At 65.1% G+C, this 21,118-nt stretch carries 27 protein-coding genes and 1 pseudogene; 2 read left to right on the top strand and 26 right to left on the bottom strand.

Annotation, left to right across the window (positions count from 1 at the left end):
• Positions 1–29 precede the first annotated feature (29 nt).
• From FOZ70_RS26025 to FOZ70_RS25970, 13 genes and pseudogenes are all read right to left on the bottom strand, one after another.
• Positions 30–1,151 (bottom strand): site-specific integrase, encoded by a 1,122-nt coding sequence (locus FOZ70_RS26025; RefSeq protein WP_059541896.1) that lies wholly within the window; start codon positions 1,149–1,151, stop codon positions 30–32.
• Between the two features lie 113 nt (positions 1,152–1,264).
• Positions 1,265–1,354, bottom strand: a pseudogene (locus FOZ70_RS38210) (DNA-binding protein); the annotation flags it as partial.
• Positions 1,355–1,358: 4 nt separating this feature from the next.
• Positions 1,359–1,721 (bottom strand): hypothetical protein, encoded by a 363-nt coding sequence (locus FOZ70_RS38205; protein WP_230948333.1) that lies wholly within the window; start codon positions 1,719–1,721, stop codon positions 1,359–1,361.
• Positions 1,722–2,041: 320 nt separating this feature from the next.
• Entirely contained in the window at positions 2,042–4,837 is a 2,796-nt protein-coding gene (locus FOZ70_RS26015; RefSeq protein WP_219707171.1) for a toprim domain-containing protein, read from the bottom strand.
• 5 nt (positions 4,838–4,842) lie between these two features.
• Positions 4,843–5,091, bottom strand: a complete 249-nt coding sequence (locus FOZ70_RS26010) for a hypothetical protein (RefSeq protein WP_059620844.1) — start codon at positions 5,089–5,091, stop codon at positions 4,843–4,845.
• Positions 5,088–5,450, bottom strand: a complete 363-nt coding sequence (locus tag FOZ70_RS26005) for a hypothetical protein (RefSeq protein WP_059620845.1) — start codon at positions 5,448–5,450, stop codon at positions 5,088–5,090. The genes FOZ70_RS26010 and FOZ70_RS26005 overlap by 4 nt, the downstream gene beginning before the upstream one ends.
• A 4-nt stretch (positions 5,451–5,454) precedes the next feature.
• Positions 5,455–5,649: a hypothetical protein gene (locus FOZ70_RS26000; RefSeq protein WP_017424050.1), complete on the bottom strand. Its 195-nt coding sequence runs from the start codon at positions 5,647–5,649 to the stop codon at positions 5,455–5,457.
• A gap of 43 nt (positions 5,650–5,692) precedes the next feature.
• Entirely contained in the window at positions 5,693–5,887 is a 195-nt protein-coding gene (locus tag FOZ70_RS25995) for a hypothetical protein (protein ID WP_059541886.1), read from the bottom strand.
• 4 nt (positions 5,888–5,891) lie between these two features.
• The gene (locus FOZ70_RS25990) at positions 5,892–6,104 is read right to left on the bottom strand and encodes a hypothetical protein (RefSeq protein WP_059541883.1); all 213 of its coding nucleotides are present in this window, start codon (positions 6,102–6,104) and stop codon (positions 5,892–5,894) included.
• Between the two features lie 86 nt (positions 6,105–6,190).
• Positions 6,191–6,439: an ogr/Delta-like zinc finger family protein gene (locus FOZ70_RS25985; RefSeq protein WP_016038187.1), complete on the bottom strand. Its 249-nt coding sequence runs from the start codon at positions 6,437–6,439 to the stop codon at positions 6,191–6,193.
• Positions 6,427–6,630, bottom strand: a complete 204-nt coding sequence (locus FOZ70_RS25980) for a hypothetical protein (protein WP_016038188.1) — start codon at positions 6,628–6,630, stop codon at positions 6,427–6,429. The genes FOZ70_RS25985 and FOZ70_RS25980 overlap by 13 nt, the downstream gene beginning before the upstream one ends.
• Positions 6,631–6,669: 39 nt before the next feature.
• Complete coding sequence (locus FOZ70_RS25975) at positions 6,670–6,867, bottom strand: hypothetical protein (protein ID WP_016038189.1); 198 nt, start codon at positions 6,865–6,867, stop codon at positions 6,670–6,672.
• Positions 6,868–6,881: 14 nt separating this feature from the next.
• Positions 6,882–7,091 carry a hypothetical protein gene (locus tag FOZ70_RS25970; protein ID WP_059620846.1) on the bottom strand — a complete coding sequence of 70 codons (210 nt, stop codon included), beginning with the start codon at positions 7,089–7,091 and terminating at the stop codon, positions 6,882–6,884.
• 49 nt (positions 7,092–7,140) lie between these two features.
• Between FOZ70_RS25970 and FOZ70_RS25965 the strand changes: the two genes are divergently transcribed.
• Positions 7,141–7,671, top strand: coding sequence for a helix-turn-helix transcriptional regulator (locus FOZ70_RS25965; protein WP_081057206.1), 531 nt, complete (start codon positions 7,141–7,143; stop codon positions 7,669–7,671).
• A gap of 171 nt (positions 7,672–7,842) precedes the next feature.
• Entirely contained in the window at positions 7,843–8,118 is a 276-nt protein-coding gene (locus tag FOZ70_RS25960; protein WP_059620847.1) for a hypothetical protein, read from the top strand.
• Positions 8,119–8,176: 58 nt separating this feature from the next.
• Here the strand turns inward: FOZ70_RS25960 and FOZ70_RS25955 are convergent, their stop codons facing one another.
• The 13 genes from FOZ70_RS25955 to FOZ70_RS25895 all read right to left on the bottom strand — a co-directional run bounded on the left by FOZ70_RS25955 (position 8,177) and on the right by FOZ70_RS25895 (position 21,026).
• Entirely contained in the window at positions 8,177–9,268 is a 1,092-nt protein-coding gene (locus tag FOZ70_RS25955; RefSeq protein WP_059620848.1) for a phage late control D family protein, read from the bottom strand.
• Positions 9,265–9,723, bottom strand: coding sequence for a phage tail protein (locus FOZ70_RS25950; RefSeq protein WP_059620849.1), 459 nt, complete (start codon positions 9,721–9,723; stop codon positions 9,265–9,267). The genes FOZ70_RS25955 and FOZ70_RS25950 overlap by 4 nt, the downstream gene beginning before the upstream one ends.
• A gap of 21 nt (positions 9,724–9,744) precedes the next feature.
• Positions 9,745–12,972 carry a hypothetical protein gene (locus FOZ70_RS25945; RefSeq protein WP_219707170.1) on the bottom strand — a complete coding sequence of 1,076 codons (3,228 nt, stop codon included), beginning with the start codon at positions 12,970–12,972 and terminating at the stop codon, positions 9,745–9,747.
• A 2-nt stretch (positions 12,973–12,974) separates the two neighbouring features.
• Positions 12,975–13,088: a GpE family phage tail protein gene (locus FOZ70_RS25940; RefSeq protein ID WP_027811792.1), complete on the bottom strand. Its 114-nt coding sequence runs from the start codon at positions 13,086–13,088 to the stop codon at positions 12,975–12,977.
• Between the two features lie 8 nt (positions 13,089–13,096).
• Positions 13,097–13,447 carry a phage tail assembly protein gene (locus FOZ70_RS25935; protein WP_059620851.1) on the bottom strand — a complete coding sequence of 117 codons (351 nt, stop codon included), beginning with the start codon at positions 13,445–13,447 and terminating at the stop codon, positions 13,097–13,099.
• Positions 13,448–13,513: 66 nt separating this feature from the next.
• Complete coding sequence (locus FOZ70_RS25930; RefSeq protein WP_016038198.1) at positions 13,514–14,023, bottom strand: phage major tail tube protein; 510 nt, start codon at positions 14,021–14,023, stop codon at positions 13,514–13,516.
• Between the two features lie 15 nt (positions 14,024–14,038).
• Positions 14,039–15,211: a phage tail sheath protein gene (locus FOZ70_RS25925; RefSeq protein WP_059620852.1), complete on the bottom strand. Its 1,173-nt coding sequence runs from the start codon at positions 15,209–15,211 to the stop codon at positions 14,039–14,041.
• A 52-nt stretch (positions 15,212–15,263) separates the two neighbouring features.
• A complete protein-coding gene (locus FOZ70_RS25920; RefSeq protein WP_059620853.1) occupies positions 15,264–15,887 on the bottom strand; it encodes a tail fiber assembly protein in 624 nt (207 codons plus the stop codon).
• Positions 15,888–15,904: 17 nt separating this feature from the next.
• Positions 15,905–18,529, bottom strand: a complete 2,625-nt coding sequence (locus FOZ70_RS25915) for a phage tail protein (RefSeq protein WP_219707169.1) — start codon at positions 18,527–18,529, stop codon at positions 15,905–15,907.
• 2 nt (positions 18,530–18,531) lie between these two features.
• Entirely contained in the window at positions 18,532–19,086 is a 555-nt protein-coding gene (locus tag FOZ70_RS25910) for a phage tail protein I (protein ID WP_059620911.1), read from the bottom strand.
• Positions 19,079–19,984, bottom strand: coding sequence for a baseplate J/gp47 family protein (locus tag FOZ70_RS25905; RefSeq protein WP_059620855.1), 906 nt, complete (start codon positions 19,982–19,984; stop codon positions 19,079–19,081). Before FOZ70_RS25905 ends, FOZ70_RS25910 begins: the two co-directional genes overlap by 8 nt.
• Positions 19,981–20,343 (bottom strand): GPW/gp25 family protein, encoded by a 363-nt coding sequence (locus FOZ70_RS25900; protein ID WP_016038204.1) that lies wholly within the window; start codon positions 20,341–20,343, stop codon positions 19,981–19,983. Before FOZ70_RS25900 ends, FOZ70_RS25905 begins: the two co-directional genes overlap by 4 nt.
• A complete protein-coding gene (locus FOZ70_RS25895; RefSeq protein ID WP_219707168.1) occupies positions 20,340–21,026 on the bottom strand; it encodes a phage baseplate assembly protein V in 687 nt (228 codons plus the stop codon). Before FOZ70_RS25895 ends, FOZ70_RS25900 begins: the two co-directional genes overlap by 4 nt.
• Between the last annotated feature and the right edge of the window lie 92 nt (positions 21,027–21,118).

Here is a 21,118-nt window from a genome sequence, read left to right as displayed (position 1 = left end):
CGTTTTCCCCTGTTACAGTGAAATTACAGTTAGCCGGCTGCGGTCAGCAGTGTTTCTGGCGGCGTTGACGCTGTTTCACGCGGCAACTCGATCACCTGCGCCACCGGCAAGTGCGGCTGCACCCACTGCGCCAGGTGAGCGGCCGACAGGTGCGCGTAGCGCTGCACCATTTCCAGCGTTTCCCACCCGCCCAGTTCCTTCAACACCTGTAACGGCGTGCCGCGCTGGACGTGCCAGCTCGCCCAGGTGTGACGCAGATCGTGCCAGCGGAAGTCACTGATGCCGGCGCGCTTCAACGCTTTGCGCCAGGCTTCGGTCACGGTCTGATAGACCGGCCGACCGTGGTAGACGAACACGCTGTCGACGAACTCGGGCGCGCGCTTCTTCCCGCGCTGGCGCAGCAGCACGGCGATCGCCGTATCGGACAGCGGCACCGTGATCGCCTTTTTCGCCTTCGCCTGGTCCGGATGAATCCAGGCGACGCGCCGCACGATGTCGACCTGCGACCACTGCAACCCGGTCACATTCGAGCGGCGCAAGCCTGTCTCAAGCGCAAAGCGGGCCATGTCGGCCAGGTGATCCGGCAACTCGGCGAGCAACCGTTCGGCTTGGGCCGGCGTGAGCCAGCGAATCCGCTTCTGCACGACCTTCCCGCGCTTCGTGACCGGCACGCGGTCCAGCCATTCCCACTCGACGGCCGCGTTCAGCACGGCCTTCAGCACGCCGATGACGCGCGTCACGGTGCCGGCGCTGACACACTGGTCGGTGGTCACGATGCCGCCCTTCGTGCGGATCACCTTCGGTTCCCTCCGTTTGGCGAGCGCGATCGCGTCGATGCGGTTGCGGTCGATGTCGGCCAGCGCGACGCCGGACAGGTGTTGGTCAAGCCAGCGAAGGTGCGTTTTCGACGTTTCCAGGCTCGGCAGCCCTTCGCGATCGCCGACATAACGGACAACCGCATCGTTCCAGGTATAGCGGGGCTTGTGGCCGAGCTTCGCCTGGTTCCAAAGCTCGACCTTCAGGCGGTCGTAGAACTCCTGGGCTTGTGCTTTGTTGCTGGTGCCAGTGCTGCCTTGTATGACCGGACCGCCGCCAGGCGGGGTGAGACGGTAATACCAGTTGGGACTGTTACTGCGTTTATAGAGCGACATGATTCGAGTTTCTCCTGCGGGTCGCCCTGCACAACTCGCGGAATCCATTCTCCGGCGAGGTAACGCTGCAGGGCAACTGTCGAAAACATCCAGCGCTTGCCGACCTTCCGACCAGGCAGCGCGCCAGCCTTCGCTTTCAGGCGCACCGTTTCAGGGTGCGCGCCGAGCAGCGCGGCGGCTTGTTCGAGGTTCACGGTGTTCATCGGGCTATCTCCCGAGCGCGACGCGGCGGGGGGAGGGGCAAAACAACTCGTGGATTCGTGGCATGCCCTGTTTTTCATGCGTAACCAACTGATTAATAAGGTTTTTGATTGCCATCATTTGCCATGAAAAACCCGTGGTACCCCCTTCCGACTCGTGGCCTAAAAAATAGGCAGCGTCCGCGACTCGTGGCAAAGGGCGCCCGACTCGTGGCATGGCTTTTCGGTCGATTTCCGCCCCTTCTACGTCTTCTTTCTTCTTCTTTTTCAATGAATTAGAGAGAAGAGAAAAAGGGACGGCGGCGGCCGGCGCAAAAACCGAACTAGTGGCAAAAACGCATCGACTAGTGGCAATTCGAATGCGATTCATGGCGGCACTCGCTTCAAGAATCAAAGACTTACGAGCGGACAGCCTCGAAAACCACGATTCGCGTGCGCTGCCTGCCTGCTCCCTGTGGAAAATCCGGCCCGCGCGCCCCCTCTCCCTCAAGGTCCGCGTAGTTGCCCAGCCGTTTCGACTCGCGGGGGGGACGGGGGGAAATGGACAGCACGGCGGCCGCGTGACTACGTGCGCCGATTGCTGCGCGCATCGACGCACGCACCGGAAACCCGAATACAGGGCCGCTACGCGGCCGGAAAGAATGAGGGAAGGGGTACGGCCGCACGGCGGCCGCATCTGCTGAGAGCGGGTCATGCTCGACCCCGCTGCGCGGTCGCGTCGGTAGCCAGGTCTTCACGGATGGACACGTGCAGCCCGAAGCCGGCCAGGCGGTCCAGCGAGATCGGGGTGAGGTACGGCACGCGTCGGGTATAGATCCGCCGTTCGACTTCCTTCTCGCCGACCACGACGCCGGCGTGCTTGAGCTGCGCCTTGAACACGCGGTCGGATTTCACGGGCAGGCCGTTCCACTTGTCGCGCAGCGCGCTCGTGTGGGCGATGTGGTCCATCACGTGGCCTGTGCGCAGCAGCAGACAGAACTCGCCGTCGACGGTATCGAACGTGAATGGGTGCTTGTAGTTGCCGCCGTCGATCTCCGACAGCACGGTTTCCATGATCCAGACCCACGGCTCGCGATCGGCGCTCGTCTCGGCGACGTGGCCGTTCATTTCGGCGAGCAGGTCGCGCGGGAAGTCGCCTTCGCTCGGGTCCATGCCGGCGAACTCGCACAGGTAGCGCCACGCGAGCGCGACGGCCGCATAGTTGCCGGCCATCCGCTTCGCGCCGTCGTCCTCGCCGCTCGCGATGCACTTCCCAAGCGCTTTGTCGCGCAGCGTCGCGTACTGCTCGGACACGGTGCGCTTGTCCAGGCCGGCGAGGAATTCGAGCCACTGGCGCACGGGGAAGCGCGGCAGGTCGTCGGGCATCAGCGGGCCGCGCTTGCCGGTCAGCGTCGTGCGCACGAGCTTGCCGAGCAGGCTGCGCACGGGCACGTCTTCGCCGGCCAGCATCACGGGCGCGCACAACAGGTATTCGGTCATGTCGGTGCCGCGACGTGTCACGGTGTACTGGTAGTTCTCCTGCAGCAGGCCGACCGCCTTGTCGATCACGTCCTGCCGGCGCGCGGACAGCTCTTCCCATCCGACCGGGTGGCTCGTATGGCTGATGCTGGTCAGCAGGCGGAACTCGGTCTGCAGCGACTGCCCGGAAAACATCGTGAACGCGAGCGAGCGCTCGAGGCGCTTGATGAGCGTCGACTTGCCGGCGCCTTTGTTCGCCTGGATCGTGATGTGCGGCCAGAAACCGAGCAACGCCTTCAGGTGGCCACCGAGCGCCCACACGAGCGGGATCGTCGCGGCGTTCTGCTTGAACGTCGCCTGGTACGCAGCAATGACGCGGCGCGCGTCGCTGGCCGGGCCTGTCGGGAAGGTCAGGTTGTGGTACGGGCACTGTTTATCGGCTTCGGTGAAATAGCAGTCCGGCCCCTCGTTGACGATCAGGCGACCATCGCGCCAGGCGAGCCCGACAAAGTTCGCCGCCTGGCGCGCGCCGAGGTCGGCGCCGCGCTCCAGGATGTTGACCATGCGCTTGAACGGCGCCGGCGACCAGATCGGGCCGAACTTGCCCCACTGGTCGACGTTGTGCAGCTGATCGTCGAGCATCACGCGGCGCACGAGCTGCGCGCCGTGGCGCGGCGCCTGGACAGATACGGCGAAATAGACGGTGGGCGCCTGGTCGGCGTCGCCCGTCATCGTCGACGTCGCGCTTGCCACGGACACGCGACTGATGCCGGCAATGCGGAAGCCGCACAGGTCCGTCATGACGGGCGTCTCGACGCCGCTTTCCTCGTTCTTGTCCATCTTCGTGATGTAGCTGGTGAAGTCCGGCCGGACACGGAAACGCCAGTACTGCGCGAAGTCATGCGATGGCAGGAAGATGCGCGGTCGGCCGCGACGCGTGGCGTCGCCGGCGAGGCCGGCGATGAGCCACGGCTCGAGCTGGTCGAGTGCGCGCTGCAGATCGGCCGGGCCGCGCAGTTGCAGGTAGTCGTTGACGTCGTTGATCGGCTTGACGGCCTTCTCGCCGTCCGCGAGGTCGGCGAACCAATTCGCCTGGTCGACGAGCACGGCGCTGATGTTCAGCGCCGTGAGCCGTTCGTAGAGCGCCCAGGCGGCTTCCGGCCCAGGCCGGCGGCCGGCGCGCGGGTGGCCGTCCGCGAACGGTTCGTCGTTGTCCAAGCAGATCACGACCTGTTTGCCGCGCAGGAAGGCGAAGTCGATGCCGTCCACGTTTGCCAGGCCGCGAAGCGCCAGGGCGGCGGCGCCAGGCATCGCGCAGGTGTCGATCGACAGCGCGTTGATCGCGCTTTCGACAATGAACACGCGCTTCGCCTTGTCGAGCCGGCGAGCATCGGCGGTCCAGCCGTAGCCGGCCTTGTCGCCCTGGGTCTGCGTCTTGACGCCGCCGTTCAGCGCCGGATCGACATAGCGCATGTCGACGGCGACGACGCGGCCGTCGCCCGGTGCGCGCACGATGAATGCGGCGGCCGGCCCGCCGTGGCCGACTTCACCGGCCGCGACCTTCGCGCTCGTCCAGGTGTTGAAGCCGAGCGTGCGCGCGCTGATGGCGGCGTCGATCGCCGTGGCGGAAATGCCGCGGCCGACGAGGTATTCGCGCACCTGGTCGCGCTCGGCGAAGCAGCAGTCGGCGATGTATTCGAACTTCGTTTTCTCGCGGCGCTCGGCCGGCGCCTGGCGGTCGAGCGGGATGCCGTACGCGTCGTGCAGGTATCGCACCGCGTCGGCGACCGTACCGCCGCGCGCGTGAATGACCAGGTCGATACACGAGCCGCCAACGTCGGCGCTATGGTCGCGCCAGCCGGTGCCGTGCTTCGGGTGGTTCACGTAGATCGACAGGGACGGGCTCTTGTCGTCGTGCTGCGGCGAGTGGTACAGCGCGCGGTCGCCGCCGCGACCGCGCTTCAAGCCGAGCCGGTCGGCGAGGTCGTGCAGGTCGATGCGTTGTTTCAGTTCGTCGATCGAAGCCATCGTTATTACTGTTGCGGTTGATGCAGAGAGAGGGCGGCAGGGTTGCCGGGCGTCGCGGGGCTGTCGACGAGCGCGCGCAGCGCGCCGGCCGACGCGGGGAAGGCAAGGGCCAGTCGATCGCCGAGGACGCTGACGAACAGCGCGAGCACCGCGACGCGCTGGAGGCCGCCGGGTTCATGGTCGAAGCGAAGAACGTCGGCGGCCGCCGCGATGGAAGCCGCGAGCGCGGCGTCGTGAGGGGTGGTGTGCGTCATGCTGCTGCGCCTCCGAGGATGTCGTGATGGTTCTGTTGCAGGCGTTGAACGGCGTGCTGCAGCTCGTAGCGCGAGGCGATCGCCTGGTCGAGCATGGTGCGCAGGCGCTTGCGGTTGCGTTCGAGATTCGACGTCGCGTTCGCGAGGGCTGCGGTACGCGTCGCGCCGTGGCCGATGCGGATGCCCGATATCAGGTGCGTGACGACGCACTTTTCGGGGTGGCCGTCGTGCAGGTGCGACTCGATGTGAATGCCGAACGTGGCGCCGGCGTCGTTTGGGATAGCGACGTGATCGCCTGTGACAGTGCGCAGACCAGCCGGAGTCAGCAGCTCGTAACGAATGGTGGGCTCGTTCGTCATCGTGTCAGCCCCGCGGCGGAACGGCCCAGGCCAGCGCTGCGACCAGGACGATCATTGCGACGACGCCGATTACAAAAGCGATCGGCCGGGCGAGCCGAACGTCGAACAGGCGCAGCACGTCGGCGGCCAGGTAGTAGACGCCGGTGAGGGAGAGGGAAAGCATCAGCAGCACGCCGATGCTGAAAACGTAGGGCTTCATGGTGTGATTCCAGGTGAGTGCGCCGACGGCCGGCGCGGATGGGTCAGTCGAAGTCGTTCGCGGCGCAGCGTTTCCCGTCGACGGCGGGCAACTCGGGCGCGGGTTCGCGATCGCGCCATACGTTCGCCGTGCATTCGAAGGCGTGGCGGGCGGCCGGACATAGGGCGTCGAAACTGCCGACCATGCGCAGGCGGCGCCACATCGCGCGCAGGTCGAGGTCGGTGAGGGGCGCGCGCATCGGATCAGTGCAGAACGATGGGCGTCAGGACAGGCATGCCGGCGTCGGCGTCCCAATGACAGCCCAACACGTAGCCGAGCCGGCGGGCGGTGCCGACGAACAGGAACGGATCCACGTCGGCGCGCCACAGTGCGCGCAGGTATTCGCGGCGTTTGTCGAGCGACAGGCGGGCCGGATCGAACGGCATAACGACTGCGGCGGAAGCGAGGGTGGCCATGCTGATCTCCTTTTTTCGGGCAAAAAAAGCCCCTCGCGCCGGATAGGCACGATGCGAGGGGAAAACAGGGGAAGGGGTTTAGGGCGCTAGACGGGCAGTTCGAGCTGCTCGACGAGACGCTCGCGCACGTTTGGCGAGAGCGGCAGGTTTAGCGACAGATTCGGGGTCGCGGACGGCGACAGGGTGCGGGCGAACTCCATGTTCACGACGTACGTGTGGCCGCACTCGACGTTGTTGCACTGGTACGTGACTTCCCGGAAGGTCTGAGACATTTCGCGGCTGCTGCGTGCGGTCGCGCGCGTGCGGCAGTGGGGGCAGCGGTTCAGGATGCGCATTTCGGCTTACTCCGGACGAGATACAGGGCGCGGCCGCGACCGTTCAGTTGCTTCGAAGTGAGGCGCAGGCGACGCTTCACGAGCCACTCGGCGGCCGCCTCGATCGACGGGAGGCTGTACTGCTGGCGCACACGTTCCAGCACGTCGCGGTCGGCATCCGAGAAAGAAATCTCCGTGCTGGTTTCGGGCATCGTAGGAGCTACTCATTGTTGGCGGTTCGGTGCCTTCGTTCAGGCGCCGGCGTGGTCCAGAATCGTGGCATTGCGTTCGGCGAGCACGGCGGTCGCTTCACGCATGACGATCTCGCGAATCAAGACGGCGAGTTGCTCGCCCTGGTAGTTCGCGAGAGCCGTCAACACGGCTTGCTCGTAGTCGTCGAAGCGGACGGTGTGCTTGTTGTTGCGGATGCGCTTGGGATCGGGATACATGCGGGCTCCTCAATTCACGAGCGGGCGGAACGGGAACGAGGGATGACGCGAAGCTGGCGCGCGCCGATACGGATCAGCTCGCGCGCCATGCTCGAAATCGAGCGATTGCGCTGCGCGGCGAATTGTTCGAGCTCGTCGCGCTCGGTGGATGTCAGCCGGACGTATACGGGCTTGTCCGACAGGGTGCCGCGTGGTGATCGGCGCGGGCCTTTGGCGGTAGTCATGGTCGGTATACTTTGATAGTTAGCCTTGCGTTACGGTAAGGCTAGTGTAATGGCCACAAAAGTACACGTCAACAAGAAATGGGTACAAATGGAAACTGTAGGTAAGCGCCTGCGTGAAGAGCGGCTGCGCATCGGTTTGAGCCAGGACGAGTTCGCTGCGATCGGCCAACTCGGCCGGAAGACATTGGCGTTCTACGAATCGGACGAAAGAGCGCCTGATACCAGCTTTCTTTTGGCACTGCGCTCGATCGGGGTCGACATCGTCTACGTGCTGACTGGCGAGAGATTGGAGGCGGGGCGCCAGAGCGATACGCGCTCAGAAACTGATGCAGAGGAGGCCGAACTCGTTGCCATATATCGGCAACTCAACGAAACAGGCAAAGCCACCTTGCAGTCGTTCATTGGTAGCGTTCTAAATCAGGCCGTCATGCTTAAGACTGGCACGCCGCAGCGCGCGAAGCGCCTGCCTGAAAACCGCCGCGCAGCGCTCGACGAACGCATGGCAGAGAACGTTGATCGTGCGATGGCCGAAATCGAACGCGTGCGCGCCGAGCGGGCTGCGAAGGACGGAAAGAAGTAGTCCGGGCGCGTCGCCGCACGCCAGCCATTCTTCACACAAACACTGTATATCCATCCAGTATTGAGTTAGCATCCTGAAAGCCGGCGATGCTGGCGACGTGGGAGATTCCGAGGCAACCGCGTCGTGTTGCGTGTCGTCGGTCCATGAACATGTTTGTGAGGGACCAGAAGAATGAGCATCGACATGAAGCACAACAACGGCACGGTTGGCATGGCCGCCCGTCATGCGGACGCACGCACCCAAGCGATGGGCGAGGGGCGAGTCCGCTCGGACATGACCGGCGGTGAGCGCGATGTTGCACGCGCAGCGATCGACGATGCCATGCAGTCGGTCAGCCACGTGCTCGAAGTTGCGATTCAGGCGATGGGAAATCTTCGTGTCGCGCGCGCGGCGCTTGGACGGTGCGACGACGGGCCGCCAATCCGAGCGAATATGAACGATCACTAGAAGTCGCGCTGACCGACTCCCATAGCAAGCAACCTGAAGCCCGCCGCGTGCGGGCTTTTTACTTTCCGCCCTTCTTGAAATGCGACCGGTGCCGATCGGTCGTCGGATCGTCGCGCATTTCGAGGTCGAGCCCGGTCGTGAATCCGCCGTCACTGTCGATGGTGTGCGTCGCCTTCTTCACGAGCCACGCGGTTTCGTCGATTTCGGGCTTGAAGCCAGACAGCGTGACTGGCATTTCGGGGAACAGATCGGCGCGGCCGCGCGCGAGCGAATAGCGCATCGTCGCCTGGCTGCGCTGCATGCGCTTGAACTCGGCTTGCGCCGCAGCTCGTGCCTCAGCTTCATTCGCGTAGTCTTCCGGCAGCACCTTCACGTTCTTGTTGTTCTCCCCGCCCACAATCACTGACTTCCGCTTCGCCTTGCCGTTCGAATGGTAATGCGCACGCACGGCGGAATAGTTCTCGCGTTCGGACACGTGGTAGGCGTGCTGGTCGCCGCTCGTGCGTGTCAGGTTTAACACTTGGAACGCTTTTCCACTGACTGTCTTGCTGGTGCCGATCGGCGTGAACAGCAACCGCAAATCCTTCACGTTCATCACGGCGTCGTAGCGCTTCGCCAGGCGCGTCAGAAACGACATATCGCTTTCGTGCGTCTGGTCGATATGCGCGATCACGATCTTCGCCAGCGTGTCGGCGACGGCGGGCGTCAGTTTGTAGCGCGCCGCGATCGCGCGCACGATCGAGCCGATCGTCTGCTTGTGCCAGCTCTTCTCACGACGCTCCTGCATGCCGTTCGACATCGAGGCCGAGCGTGCGCGCACGACCAGCGTATCCGGCGCGCCGTTGTGCTCGAACTCGGTCACGACGAACGTGCCCTTGTCGACGAGCTGCTCGCCGGCCCAGCCGATCGACACCTTGATTTCGTCGCCGCGCTTCGGCAGCGCCAGATCGCCGCGCGAGTCGTCGAGCACCAGGTCGACGGTATCCGCATCGTCAGAGCGAGATTCCGTGAGTGTCAACGATTCGAGCCGCGGCAGGAACCGCCGCGAGATGTCGCGGCCGCCGAGCGTAATGCGGTAGTCGGCCATCGGCTCAACACGTTCGAGGCGATACACGGCTGCGTTCGAGTGTTCCATCACGCGCGTTGTCATGCCTTCGGCTCCGCGTCCACTTCGGCATCGGTCTCCGAATCATCGGCCAGCGCTGCATCCTGGTCGATGCGCAGCGCGTCGTCGTCGACGCATTCGAGCGTCAACGTGAATTCGATCCGGCGCGCAGTGCCTTCGCGGGTGAAGTAACGTCGCGTCTCGTCGAGCCCCACGATGAGGTACGCGCCGTAGACAGTCCCTAGACCGTCGACCAACACGTACGCTTCGCCGACGTTCGCCATCTGGACGAGCTGGTCGATCGACGCGCTCGTGCCGATTTGATCTGGCGCAATGAGGCCATCGAGCGTGATGACATCGTCGCCCTGGCCGGTGTACTGGCGAGCATCGCGTGCGCCGATACGCGATTTCTTCGGATGCTTCCAGTTCCGGCGCCGCTTCAGCTCGTGGAAGGGGGCGGTAGTCAGGCTGAACACGAACTGATCCAGCGACAGCAACATGGGACAGATCCTCCGTGAATGTCAGTCGGACAGGCGCGAGCCGGCGCGCGCACGCTGCGCGCGTTCGCGACGATCCAGCTCGGCGGCCACGGCGCGCGCGATCGCACGCGGATCGTCACCGGCCTGCGGGTAGATGTTGATGATGATCGACGCGGGCGCGGCGGCCGATGCAGACGACGCTGCAGCCGGACCCGACGCCGCGATCGGCGGCCGCCGGTCGATTGGCACGAGCGGCGCGGCCGTCGATAGTGCGGGCGTACCGAATCCGGTCACGGCAGCCGTCGCGAGCCCCAGCGCCGCGCGCGCGACGCTCGGCGCTTCGCCTTCCATGCCAAGCGCCGCCCCCTCACCGACGAATCCGCCCAGCTCGGCGAACACGCGGCTCGGGCTGCGAATGCCGAGCTTTTCCTTGAACCACGTTACGGTCGAGGTCGCGACGTTCGTGATGGCTTCCTTCACGGCGCCCAGGCCGTTCGTGATGCCGTTGACCAGGCCGGATATCAGGTTCGCCCCGAATTCGGCCATCTTCTCGGCGACCTTGGCGGCCACGACGATGATGTTCGCGAGCCATTCGCCAAAGCCACGGCCCGCGTTGCTGGCCTTGTCCAGACTTTCCTTGCTCGCGTCGACCGGCCACAGCAGACGGGAAATCCAGTCCCATACGCCCTTGACCGCATCCATCAGCCAGTTGAACGCAGGTTTGAGCGGTTCGAACATCGCGCCGAGCACGCCGAAGACTCGGTTGAAGATCGGCGCGAGCGGTTGCAGACCTTCGGTCAAGCCCTGCCAGAAGCCGGAAAAGAACGCCTTGATCGGCTCCCAATATCGAACGATCAGCAGCGCGGCCAGCGCGATCCCGGTGATGACGAGGCCGACCGGGTTCATGAGCGCGATGCGGCCGACGAACATCAGCATTTGCGCGAGTCCGCCGAGCGCGGCGCCGACGCCGTTGATTGTGCCGACTGCACCGCCCTTGATGAGACCGCCCGCACCCTTGAGCGCATCGACCGACATCCCGGCGACGCCGCGGCGGCCGGTGTACTGCCGGGCGGCGGTCCAGCGCGAGGCAACGGCCGCGCGCGACGCGGCCGCCTGCGCGGCGACAGCGCGCCATACCTGGGCGGTGTATTGCCGAGCTGCGACCAGACCGCTTTTCATCGTCAAGGTCGCCGTGCGCCCCCACTGTGCGACGGTCGACACGGCAGCGCGGCCGGCGGCCGGAATGCCTTCGCGCAGCGTCCGTGCATAACCGCGCAACGTCGACCAGGCCGTGCGCGGCGATGACGCTGACCAGGCGGCGGCCAGGGCTGTGCGCATGCGAGCGGCGGTCCCGCGCACAGCGTTGCCGACAACAGAGAACCGGGAAGCCGCACCCGACAACCGGCCGAAGCCGGTCGCGCTCGCACCGAGCGTGCGCGCGAGGAAGCCGCCCTGAATGCCGAGCGTCGCCATGCTGAACCGCACGATCGCGAGCGGCCCGAGGATGCCCGCGAGCACGATCGTGAACGTTCCCATCACGACGAGCAGCGCGGCGAACGCGGCGAGCACGGACAGAATGACCTTCGCCGCGGCGCCGTGGCGCTGGATCAGGCCGATGAGGCCGTCGAGAATCTCGCGGGTCTTGTCGAGCGCCGCGTTGTACAGCGGTGCGATGCGCTCGCCGATCTCGCGGCGCAAGTCGCGCCCCTTCGCGAGCAGGTCGTTTTCCTTGCCCTGGGTTTGCAGCGCTGCGAGCTTCGCCGCGTCGTCGATGCCGTATGCGCCGCGATTGAGCTTTTCATTCTTGTGAATCTGGTCCCGCTGCATGTACATGGTCGTGAACAGATTCGATGCAGTCCGGTTGGTAAAGATCGTCGAAATCATGTCTTTCACCTTGTCCGGATCGGTGATCCCCTTCGCGGCCAGCTTCGGGAGAAACACCTTTTCCAGCCATTCGAGCGGCGACGCCTTGAACAGATCGCCACCGGTGAGCGCTCCGGGCTTGATTTCCTTGATCGTGCCGATTTTCGTGTCGACGACCTTTTTTCTGTCGAGCAGACCGAGCGCGATCATCTGGTTCGCCGCACGCTTCGTTGTCTTGCCCTGGTACGCGTTGCTGTATGCGGACATGAGGCCAGTGCCGACGCCGTGGCCGCCCATTTCCTGAATCAGCGGTTCCATCTGGTAATAGAACGCGTCCTGGCGCATCTGCTTCGCGGCGACGCCGCCGGTCTGGATGAAGTTGCGCCACTCGTCGCCGCCGACACGGCCGCCGGTTGCGGACAGCACTTTCTGCACCATGTTCGCTTCGTTCTTGAACGTCGCTTCGTCTTTCGTGCCGCCGCGCAGTTCGATCACCTTCAGCATGTTCATGAACTTCTCTTCGTTCGCGTGGGCGTCCTCCGCGCCGAACAGTGTTTCGTTCGCGAACTTCATTTTTGCTAGCGTCGGCATCACCATCTGCGCGTGATGCTCGTCCGCGAAGATCGACAGCGCGTCGCGCATCAGCGTCATGTTGTCGGACGTGCTGACGCCCATCATGTTCATCGCGCGCACGTATTTCTCGGCGTCCTGCGTCGCCTGGTCGCCAAGGCCGAGCGCCGTGATGCGCGCGCGCTCGTTCGTCATCTTCTTCGCTTCGTCGAGCGTGCCGCCGAGGCCGCCGAGCATCCGCATGCCGGTCGAGCGAGCGGCGTAGCCGCCGATCGCCATCCCGCCGGCGACGCCCTGCATCGCCTGCATCTTGCCGCGCGCTGCGGCGAGCTTGCGGTCGCGCTCCGTCAGCGCTTCGAGCTGGCGCGTCTGCGCCTGCATCGTGGCCGTCGTCGACGCGATGCTCGAGCGCAGCGTGCGCTCGTGCTGCGAAAGGTTGCGCGTCTCGATACCGGCCTGAGCGAGCCGGCCGCGCATCTCGTCGACGGCGGCCGTCTGTTTCTTCTGCTCGGCGCGCAGGCGCGACGCTGCCTGACGCGCGCGCGCCAGATCGTCGACCATTTTTCGAGTGGGCGGGCCGAACGCGTGCAGCGAACCGGCGAGCGCCTTCACATTGGATTGCGCCGCGCCGAGCTTCTTCGTGGTGTCAGCGAGCCCGGTGCGCATCTCGCGGAACGAGGCGACGGCCTTCTGCTGCTTGCCGAGTTCGGCCAGCTCGCCGCGCGTCGCCTTCAACGACTGCGCGAGCCCCTTGTTGCTGTTCAGCATGTTCCGCAAGGGCTTCGTCCAGTTGTCGACCATGTCGAACATGACGCGCAGTTTCAGGGCGCTGTCCATCGTTACTCGTGTCCGCTTCGTATCCGGGCGCGCTCGCGCCAATCCATCAGCTCAGAAAGTGAAAAGTCGTCCATGTCGCGCGGTGTCCAGCCGAACACCGTCGCGACATCGGCCATCGCGTCTTCTACGCGTTCTGGGATTCCATGCTCGCTTTCAGCGCCTTCGGCATCAAAAAACCGGCGAAGATACCCCCCAATGCCACGAGGTCGGCCGGGTCCATCAACGTGACATCCATTTCGGTCAGCGTCGGCGTGCTGATGCGCGGCAGCACCTTGCGCAGCGCGTCCACGTCGAGATTCACGAGCGCCGCGAGCGACGTGCCGCGCAGGGCGCCGGCGGACGGCTTCGCGAGCGTCACGTGCGTGATGGTCTGATCGCCGCGCACGATCGGCGTGTCGAAGGTGTGCGTGTTGGCCGCGATCGCGTCGAGTACGGCGCCGCCGGTGGGGGTGTTGTTGGTGTCGATGGTCGTCATGTTGCGTGTCCTGATGATGATTCAAAGGGTGCCCGCGGCGTGCGCGGGCGGGGTGGGAACAAGCGGTTACAGGCCGATCGCCTGGCGCAGACCGGCGAGCAGGTCGTTACCGTTGATCTTCTCGATCATGTTGATGAAATCCATCTCGATCAGCTCCTGGCCGTTGATGGACAGCTTGTAGTAGCTGGCCGCGGTCGTGACCTTGAAATCGGTGTCTTCCTTCGGCTTGCCGGAACCCATGTCGATTTCCTTGTGGCGTCCGCGCACGACGATTTCGACGGAATCGTAGGTCTTCGAATCCTCGCGCTGGTAGCCGCCCGAGAAACGGAGTTGCACGCCGTCGTGCGTGGTGATGCCGTACATACGAACGACATCCTCCATAAAGCCGCCGCACGTCCATTCGAGCTGGATAGCCTCCTGGCCGAAGTCGATCGGAATCGGGCCGCTCATGCCGCCGCCCTGGTAGTCCTCCATTTTTCGCGACAGCTTCGGGAGCTGGATCTCCTTCGTCTCGCCGACGAAGTTGGTGCCGTTGTGAAACAGGTTGAAGCCTTTCAGCTTGCGGGGCATACCCATGTGTGTGACTCCTGGTTAGGCCGACACGCGCGAGGCGAAATCGGCGAGATAGCGATCGGTGATGCGCTGGCGCAGCTTCAGGTTTTCGAGCGGCGGGACCGGCGTGTAGTCGTAGTCGATCCATGTACCGCCCGACGTCAGCTCGTCGGTCGTGTTCGGCTCCGGGTCGTACCAGGCGCCGCCGCCGATCAGCTCGCCGACCGAGACTTCGCGGCGGAACCACGCGTTGATGTTCTCGATGATGTCGCGCGCGAGCGACGGATTGAGCGGCCCGTCGACGACACCCATCTGCGCTTCGGCAATCGTGTCGGCGATCACCTGCGCGGAACGCGTGTAGTTCTCAAAGAAGAACTTGCCGTCCGCGTCGCACGTGCGCGAGCCCCAGAAGCGGAAGCCGTTTCGGTTGACGAGCGTGGTGACCTGGTTCTCGTTGAGATAGCCAGCGTCCGTCGCCGGGTCTTGCAAATCCCACGACACGTCCGCGCTGATGCCGGTCACGCCGTTGACGACGACGTTCGACAGCGTCTTGTGCCAGCCGATGTCGTTGTCGATCTTCGCGCGCAGGCCTGCCGCGATCGCCGGCGCCGGGATGGCGACGGTCGAGTTCGTCACGTCGTCCCAGCCGAGCCAGTCCGGCCAGATCACCATGATTTCGCGCTGGCCGAACTGCTTTCGGTACGCGACCGCCTCTTCCTTCGTCTTGCAGCCGTGCGCGGCGACGTACACCATCGCGCGCAGCGATTGTGCAATCGTCGCGAATGCCGCGGCGACGGGCTGCGTGTCGAGGCCGGGCGCGACCAGGATGCGCGGCTTCACGGCGAGCTTCCCCTGCGCGGCCAGCAACGCTTTCATACCGGTGTACTTGCCGTCCGGCGTGACGGTGCCGATGACGTTCGAAGTCGTTTCGGCTTCATCCTTACCGTCCGCGACGCGCACGACGACGGTGACGGGCTTCGTCTGCTTGCCGATCGCATCCAGCGTGCGACGCAGCGTGCCCTTCGTTCCGGCCTTGCCAAGCGCGGCGATGACGTTCGTCAGCAGCACCGGCGTGTCGAGCGGGAAGGTCGCCGGGTCAGCGTCGGCGCCGGTGCAGACGATGCCGAGCACGGCCGTGGAGACCGTGCGAATCGGCCGGCCGCCTTCGTTGATTTCGATGACGCGTACGCCGTGGTGGTAATCCTGCGGCATGGTGTGCAGCTCCTATAGGTGTACAGGTGAGAGGAAACGGGAAAGCCCGTTGTCAGGTCGATGTGACGGGGGCCGGCTTTTGCGGTTCGATCGGCTCGGCCGGCGCCACGTATGGCGCGGGCGTCTCGGGCCACGCCACGGCATCCGGAAACGTGTCGGCGTTGATCGCGGAGACGAGCGCCATCTGGTACGCGGACCAGGCTTTGAAGTAGTAGGTGCCTTCGTCGTCGAGCAAGCCGGCGGCATACGCGTCGGCCTTCCCCGCGTTCGCGCGGCGTGCGATTTCCATCAGCCGTTCGAACTCGGCCATCGCGGCGTCGCGCTTTTCGCGCGCGATCAGCTCGGGCGGAACGGTCCATGCGTCGTCGATCCACGCGTGGCGCGGCGACGGCCGCGGCTCGGTCGTCAGCTCCAGATCGTCGGGCGTCTTGCCGGCAATCGCGATTTCAACGGGCTCGCCGGTATCGGTGCGGTAGCAGACTCGCCCGCGGTAGTCCGGCAGCAGGAACCATGCGCCGTCACGATAGAACGGCCAGGTCGTCGGCGTGCGCGGCGGCGGTGCGTCGAGCGTGGCGGATGACGGAATGAGCCAGCGGCCGTCATTGCGTGGATCGGCGTCGGGCTGACTGCTGGTCAGGTATTCGCCGGTCGATGGGCTGTAGTGGTGAATCAGCATGTTTCGAGGTCCGTAAATTAGTAGGCGCGGATCATGGCAAGCAGCGCGATATTGCGCGGCCGCGCTTCGTTGCCGCCGTCTGCGCCGATCGTGATTGCGTGCGAGTGGCCGCCGGCCCCGCCGATGCCGACGTTGTGGCCGTGATTGCCGTCTGCGTTGATCCAGATATTGACGGTCGCTCCGTCCGTGCCGATGCTGTACTGCCGCCCGTTGTCCGGGCCGTAGGCGCGTCCAACGGTCGTTGCATGGGCGGCGTCAGCGCCGAGTCCAACACCGTGCGCGTGTGCGTCCTGACCCACCGAGTGTGCGTGGTTGCCCTGCGCGTCTGTCCAGGCCGAGTGCGCATGGTCGCCGACAGCAGCGGCCGATGCACCGTGTGCGTGCGAGCGGTTTTGGTCGCCCTGGGATGAGCCGATGGCGCGCTGCGCGTCAATGTCGTTACGGCCATCCGCCCAGCAGCGGATGAATTCGCCGCGCATTTCAGGCAGTCGGAAGGTCGTCGCGCCGTCACCGGTCGAGAAGCAACCCCAGCGGCCGTTTTGCCATTCGGAGTCGGACACGAGTGCGCCGCTTGCCTGGGCGTAGGCCCACAGCGCCGGATAGTCGGCGCGATTGACGAGCGCGCCATTGGCTTTCAGGAAGCCGGCGCGCGCCAGGGTGCGGGGCTCGAAGACAATCTGACCGACCGTCGTAGTCGAGATGGCCGACAGCACCCATTCCGTCGTCGCGAGGCGCGTCGAGCGATCACCTTGTGGGGGCGTTGGTCCCTGTACCGGCCTTTCGAAATTCGTTCCGTTCGGCGTAAGCGCCACTTGGGGGAGTGAGTTGCAAGTGACCCCGAACGAACCGTCAGCGATGTGATACAAGCCCGTGTCTGGCGCTCCGTCGTTTTGGAACGTGAGCGAAGGAGCCCCGACGCTACCTTCCGACAGAAAAATGCGCTTACCCGGATCGAACCACAGATCACCCGCCATCGAGCCGCCCTTCGCGCGATCGAGTGGCGTTACATTGCCCGAGTGCCACACGGGCTTTCCATCAATTCGGAAGGTATGGTCGGCCGTGAAGTATTGGAATGAGCCCGCGTTGCCTGCCCACCAGCCGAACGATTGCGTATTACCGTACAGGTAGCCGTCGATGGGGCCGAGGCGCAATTGTCCTTCTGGTGTGGAGCGCCCGACCGAAAGCTCGCCGCGCACCGTTGCGGGCCCGCCAATCAACGTACCGGCTCCCGTGTCGTCGATCGTGACACGACCCGTTGCGAAATTCAGTGTGAACGGGCGGAATCCGTTGAACATGCCTTCCGGATCGCCCTTCACCGTCGACAGCAGATAGAAATTTGTGCCGTCGTTGCGCAGGAACGCGCCGAAGTCGCCGCAAGTTGCCCGGAAATTCGCACCACCGGCATCAAGTTCCCGCGAGGTCACGCCACCCTTGACGGCGACATTTCCGCCCGCCTGAATGACATTTCGACCGTCATCGGACACGTCGCCGACGAGCAGGCGCTTCGCGAGCGAAAACACCAGCGTGCTGCGATTGACGCGAAACGCCGAGAACTGGGTGACGCCGTCGTCGGCGAACGCGTTCAATCCGAAATCGTTGCCCGCATTGCCGCCGGTCGCGGCGCCTTCCCGCTTGAACAGCGACCACCGCACCTTGCCGCCATCGGCAAAGAACAGCGTCGAGAAGTTGCCGGCCCCGCCGTCGATCGAAACGGCCTTCGAATAGCTGGTGCCTTCGGTGAGGGTGTTGCCGCCGACGAGAAGGCGCGAGCCGCTGTCGTCGTTCTTCACGTCGCCGACCAAAACGCGGCCGCCGTATGCGATGCGTACGGCGCGCGCCTGGTACGCGTCGGTCTGCGTATCGTTGCCCGTTTTGTTGAGCCAGATATCGAGGTATTCGCGCCCCCACGCACCGTTGTCGAACCCTGACCGGATGGTCGCGACCAGACGGGCGCCAGTGTCGGCGATGTTGCCGCCGAACGTGCCGTACAGTCGAACACGACTTTCACGGCCGGTCTTGCCGGATGGCGGGATGACCTTGACATGGGCGGTGTCCGGGCCGGCGTCAAACTCCGCGACGATCGGTCCCGTAAATTTCGCGCCAGTCAGCGCAGCATACCGGGCCGCAGCGGTCTTCGGCGTGATGGCGCGCGTGTCGTCCGCGCCGGCGTCGACTTCGGCCTGCGTGGCGAGTTCTACGACGCCCTTGCGTTCGGTCGTCGCCGGCGGGTTCAGAAATGTGGCCGGGCCGAACTGAAGCTGCGCCGCATCGATCGACGCGAACACGATGTCGCTCGCGAGCAGCAGCATTGCGGCCGGTGACTTTTCAAGAATCGGCGTGCTCTGCACATAGACGCCGAACAACACGCCGTTGTCCAGGTACAGGCCGTACGCGTACAACGTGTACTGGTCGTTCGTGTCGTCCTGGATGACGACGTGCACGGTGTCCGGCGCTACGTTTTCGCCGCCGAACGTCGTCACGCGCTTGCGCTCGTTCGGCAGGGTCTTCATGCCCTTGTCGAAAGCGAAAGCGGCGGTGCCGAGACCGATTTCGGTGACGCGGTGCGCGACGGTGCCGGTGTTTCCCGCCGCGACGAGCGCCGCGCGGCCGGCGTCGGTGATTTGGATCAGGTTTCCAGCCATGTTCAGGTATCCGAGAGGGAAAGGCGGCAATAGACCGCGGCGCGCGCGCCGGCGCCGACGCGCTGCGCGCCGGTCGCGCCAAAGCCCTGCTTGAAGGTGTAGTGCGCGGTACCGCGCTTCGCGCGATCGACTTCCGCGCGGATATCGGCGACGTATTCGGCGGTCACAGGCACACCGTCGCGGCTGCCGACCGTCAGCACAATGTCGAACGTTCCCGGCCGGCCGCGCGGCGTCATCTCGAACCATTCGCGCATCGCCACGTTCGCGCCGAACGACGCGCACACCTGGCGCACGGCTTCGGCCGTACCCTTGATGCGTGCGATGCGGATCGCGGTTTTCACGCGCGCGCGCTTGACCTGCTCGGGCCAGTAGTCCTTCCAGGTCTCGACGCCGACGTGCCAGGCGAGCCACGGCAGGAACGCCAGCGGGATCGCGTCCGGATCCATCAGCGTGCCGATGTCGACCGGGATGCCGCTGATTCGCGCGTTGGTCTCGGCCAGGCGCCGCTCGAGCGCGGTCGCGTTCGGCGGCAGCAACGAGGGCATCGGCTTATTCATCCGCGACCCCGCCATCGATCAGCTCGATTCCCGTGCAGTACGGCGCCTGCTCGCCCGTCACGGCGACGCCACCGGCCGGCGAGTCGAGCAATACCTTCTGCACGCCCGCCACGCGCATCGCCGCGTGCAGGCCGTCGACCGTCACTTCCATGCCGATCCGGTGCATGTCGGCGGCGAACTTCGCCGTGCGCTTGTTCGCTTCCGCGAGCGCGACGGCGCGGTCCGGGCCGGAGAAGAAGCGCAGCGTCGAGCGGATCGCGTAGCGCACAATCTTCGCGCTCTGCACGATCACTTCGTCGGTCTGCGGCCGCTTGCCCTCCAGACTCTTCTTCACGATCTCGATCAGCTCGTCGCTCGCTGTGCCATCACCTTCGCGCGACAGGATCGTGACGACCATCACACACGGTTCCGGGCTGAACGCAGCGGCAGACAGCACGCGGCCATCAGCCGAGCGCGCATGGAACACGTACGCTTCTTCAGGGCCGGCGACGGAGAAACCGCGCGGCGCGAGCTGCACGCGCTCGCGCAGGCTGTCGTCATCCTCGTAAACCGGATCGACGCCGTTCTTAGGATCGCCGGCCGAGATGACCAGGCGCTCTACATCGAAGAGGGCGGCGATATGTTCGAGCGTCGTGCCGCGTGCATACGCGAGCAGGATGCTCCGCGCCTTGTCGTTGATGAGCTGGCGCAGCAGCACTTCGCGATAAGCGTTCTCCTGCAACGATCGCGTCAGCGGTTCGGATTCGAGAGCGAGCGTCGCGGCGATCTCGGCACGTTGGTCGGCCGGGTACAGGGAAATGAGCCGCGCCTTGCGTTCAGCAAAGACCGTTTCGAAGTCGAGCGGGTCGACGATATCGGGCGCCGGCAGTTGCGACAGGTCGATCGGGGTCGTTCTCATGCGCCGACTCCGTTCAAAACGGGGACGCGCAGCGACACGGGCTCGTCGCGCTCGTCGGTCCATCCTTCGATGTCGACGAGCTGCTGACCGGCGAGCGCCTCATCGGTATCCGCCACGAGCTGCACGCGAGTGACGGTCAGACGCGGTTCCCAGCGCATCAGCGCAGTCGCGGCGGCCGCATACAGGCGAATGCGCGTCGCGCCATTGGTCGGTGCGTCGATCAGGTCGGGCAATTCCGAACCGAACGAACGGCGCTGGATGCACGAGCCGAGCGGGGTCGTCAGAATCCGGCCGACCGACTGCGACAGGTGGTCGACGCCTGAAATCGCGCGACCGGTGACAGCGTTCATGCCCTTCATGCACCGCTCCGGATCGGCTTCGACGTAATGGCGAACTCGCCCTGCGCCTGGTGCGGGTGATTGACAAGGCTGACGCCATTGGCGAGCACGTCGCCGGTGAAGTCAGCGCTGCCGTCGATCTTCATCACGGCGCCGCCGTCGCCGCCCTTGCCGGTCATACCGGATTCGAACGCGAACGGGCCTTTCACGGTCAGCGATTTCGTCACGGTCGCGTCACCGTCGAGCAGAATGTGCTCGGCCTGTACCGTCGCATCCTTCGTCTGCACGACCACCGCGCCCGGCGCGACGATGTGCACGGTCGCGCCGGCCGGCAGCTCGGCCGTCAGAGCGTGCGCCGCATGGTCATAGGTGACGCGCGCGCCGTCCGCGTAGACGCGGGTGTGGGTGTTCGGGGAGTTGTCCGGCGCTGGCGCGGCGTCCGAGTAGAGGCCGCGCAGCGCGACTGCTTGCGCGAAGTCGCCCATCGGGCCGAGCAGCACGACCTGCTCGCCCTTCGTCGGCGGAAGCCATTCGCGCGTGCTGCCGGCCGCAGGGGTGAGCCAGGGAATCCAGTTGGTTTGCAGGCCGTCGTCGTCGGACTCGCCGACTGCGACGCGGCAGAGGCCCGCGCCGTGGTCGACATCGAGAATAGAGCCCTTGCGCACGGCGTTGCGTGCCTGTCGTTGAATTTCGTTCGCATCCATGCCGACCATGTTGCCGGCCGCCCTCGCGTGACGCGAGCGAACGCAAATGTCGTGCTCGCGGGTACAGCATGCTCGTCGCGTGCGCGAGCAAG

Origin of the sequence: Burkholderia sp. COPS, assembly GCF_019425585.1 — a bacterium.
Classification (GTDB): Bacteria; Pseudomonadota; Gammaproteobacteria; order Burkholderiales; family Burkholderiaceae; genus Burkholderia; species Burkholderia cepacia.
This window is presented reverse-complemented; position numbering and strand designations above follow the sequence as displayed.

Excerpts from the sequence above, each read along its gene's own strand:
- FOZ70_RS26025 (WP_059541896.1), bottom strand. The coding sequence starts at position 1,151 with ATGTCGCTCTATAAACGCAGTAACAGTCCCAACTGGTATTACCGTCTC.
- FOZ70_RS38205 (WP_230948333.1), bottom strand. The coding sequence starts at position 1,721 with ATGAATCGCATTCGAATTGCCACTAGTCGATGCGTTTTTGCCACTAGT.
- FOZ70_RS26015 (WP_219707171.1), bottom strand. The coding sequence starts at position 4,837 with ATGGCTTCGATCGACGAACTGAAACAACGCATCGACCTGCACGACCTC.
- FOZ70_RS26010 (WP_059620844.1), bottom strand. The coding sequence starts at position 5,091 with ATGACGCACACCACCCCTCACGACGCCGCGCTCGCGGCTTCCATCGCG.
- FOZ70_RS26005 (WP_059620845.1), bottom strand. The coding sequence starts at position 5,450 with ATGACGAACGAGCCCACCATTCGTTACGAGCTGCTGACTCCGGCTGGT.
- FOZ70_RS26000 (WP_017424050.1), bottom strand. The coding sequence starts at position 5,649 with ATGAAGCCCTACGTTTTCAGCATCGGCGTGCTGCTGATGCTTTCCCTC.
- FOZ70_RS25995 (WP_059541886.1), bottom strand. The coding sequence starts at position 5,887 with ATGCGCGCGCCCCTCACCGACCTCGACCTGCGCGCGATGTGGCGCCGC.
- FOZ70_RS25990 (WP_059541883.1), bottom strand. The coding sequence starts at position 6,104 with ATGGCCACCCTCGCTTCCGCCGCAGTCGTTATGCCGTTCGATCCGGCC.
- FOZ70_RS25985 (WP_016038187.1), bottom strand. The coding sequence starts at position 6,439 with ATGCGCATCCTGAACCGCTGCCCCCACTGCCGCACGCGCGCGACCGCA.
- FOZ70_RS25980 (WP_016038188.1), bottom strand. The coding sequence starts at position 6,630 with ATGCCCGAAACCAGCACGGAGATTTCTTTCTCGGATGCCGACCGCGAC.
- FOZ70_RS25975 (WP_016038189.1), bottom strand. The coding sequence starts at position 6,867 with ATGTATCCCGATCCCAAGCGCATCCGCAACAACAAGCACACCGTCCGC.
- FOZ70_RS25970 (WP_059620846.1), bottom strand. The coding sequence starts at position 7,091 with ATGACTACCGCCAAAGGCCCGCGCCGATCACCACGCGGCACCCTGTCG.
- FOZ70_RS25965 (WP_081057206.1), top strand. The coding sequence starts at position 7,141 with ATGGCCACAAAAGTACACGTCAACAAGAAATGGGTACAAATGGAAACT.
- FOZ70_RS25960 (WP_059620847.1), top strand. The coding sequence starts at position 7,843 with ATGAGCATCGACATGAAGCACAACAACGGCACGGTTGGCATGGCCGCC.
- FOZ70_RS25955 (WP_059620848.1), bottom strand. The coding sequence starts at position 9,268 with ATGACAACGCGCGTGATGGAACACTCGAACGCAGCCGTGTATCGCCTC.
- FOZ70_RS25950 (WP_059620849.1), bottom strand. The coding sequence starts at position 9,723 with ATGTTGCTGTCGCTGGATCAGTTCGTGTTCAGCCTGACTACCGCCCCC.
- FOZ70_RS25945 (WP_219707170.1), bottom strand. The coding sequence starts at position 12,972 with ATGGACAGCGCCCTGAAACTGCGCGTCATGTTCGACATGGTCGACAAC.
- FOZ70_RS25940 (WP_027811792.1), bottom strand. The coding sequence starts at position 13,088 with ATGGCCGATGTCGCGACGGTGTTCGGCTGGACACCGCGCGACATGGAC.
- FOZ70_RS25935 (WP_059620851.1), bottom strand. The coding sequence starts at position 13,447 with ATGACGACCATCGACACCAACAACACCCCCACCGGCGGCGCCGTACTC.
- FOZ70_RS25930 (WP_016038198.1), bottom strand. The coding sequence starts at position 14,023 with ATGGGTATGCCCCGCAAGCTGAAAGGCTTCAACCTGTTTCACAACGGC.
- FOZ70_RS25925 (WP_059620852.1), bottom strand. The coding sequence starts at position 15,211 with ATGCCGCAGGATTACCACCACGGCGTACGCGTCATCGAAATCAACGAA.
- FOZ70_RS25920 (WP_059620853.1), bottom strand. The coding sequence starts at position 15,887 with ATGCTGATTCACCACTACAGCCCATCGACCGGCGAATACCTGACCAGC.
- FOZ70_RS25915 (WP_219707169.1), bottom strand. The coding sequence starts at position 18,529 with ATGGCTGGAAACCTGATCCAAATCACCGACGCCGGCCGCGCGGCGCTC.
- FOZ70_RS25910 (WP_059620911.1), bottom strand. The coding sequence starts at position 19,086 with ATGAATAAGCCGATGCCCTCGTTGCTGCCGCCGAACGCGACCGCGCTC.
- FOZ70_RS25905 (WP_059620855.1), bottom strand. The coding sequence starts at position 19,984 with ATGAGAACGACCCCGATCGACCTGTCGCAACTGCCGGCGCCCGATATC.
- FOZ70_RS25900 (WP_016038204.1), bottom strand. The coding sequence starts at position 20,343 with ATGAAGGGCATGAACGCTGTCACCGGTCGCGCGATTTCAGGCGTCGAC.
- FOZ70_RS25895 (WP_219707168.1), bottom strand. The coding sequence starts at position 21,026 with ATGGATGCGAACGAAATTCAACGACAGGCACGCAACGCCGTGCGCAAG.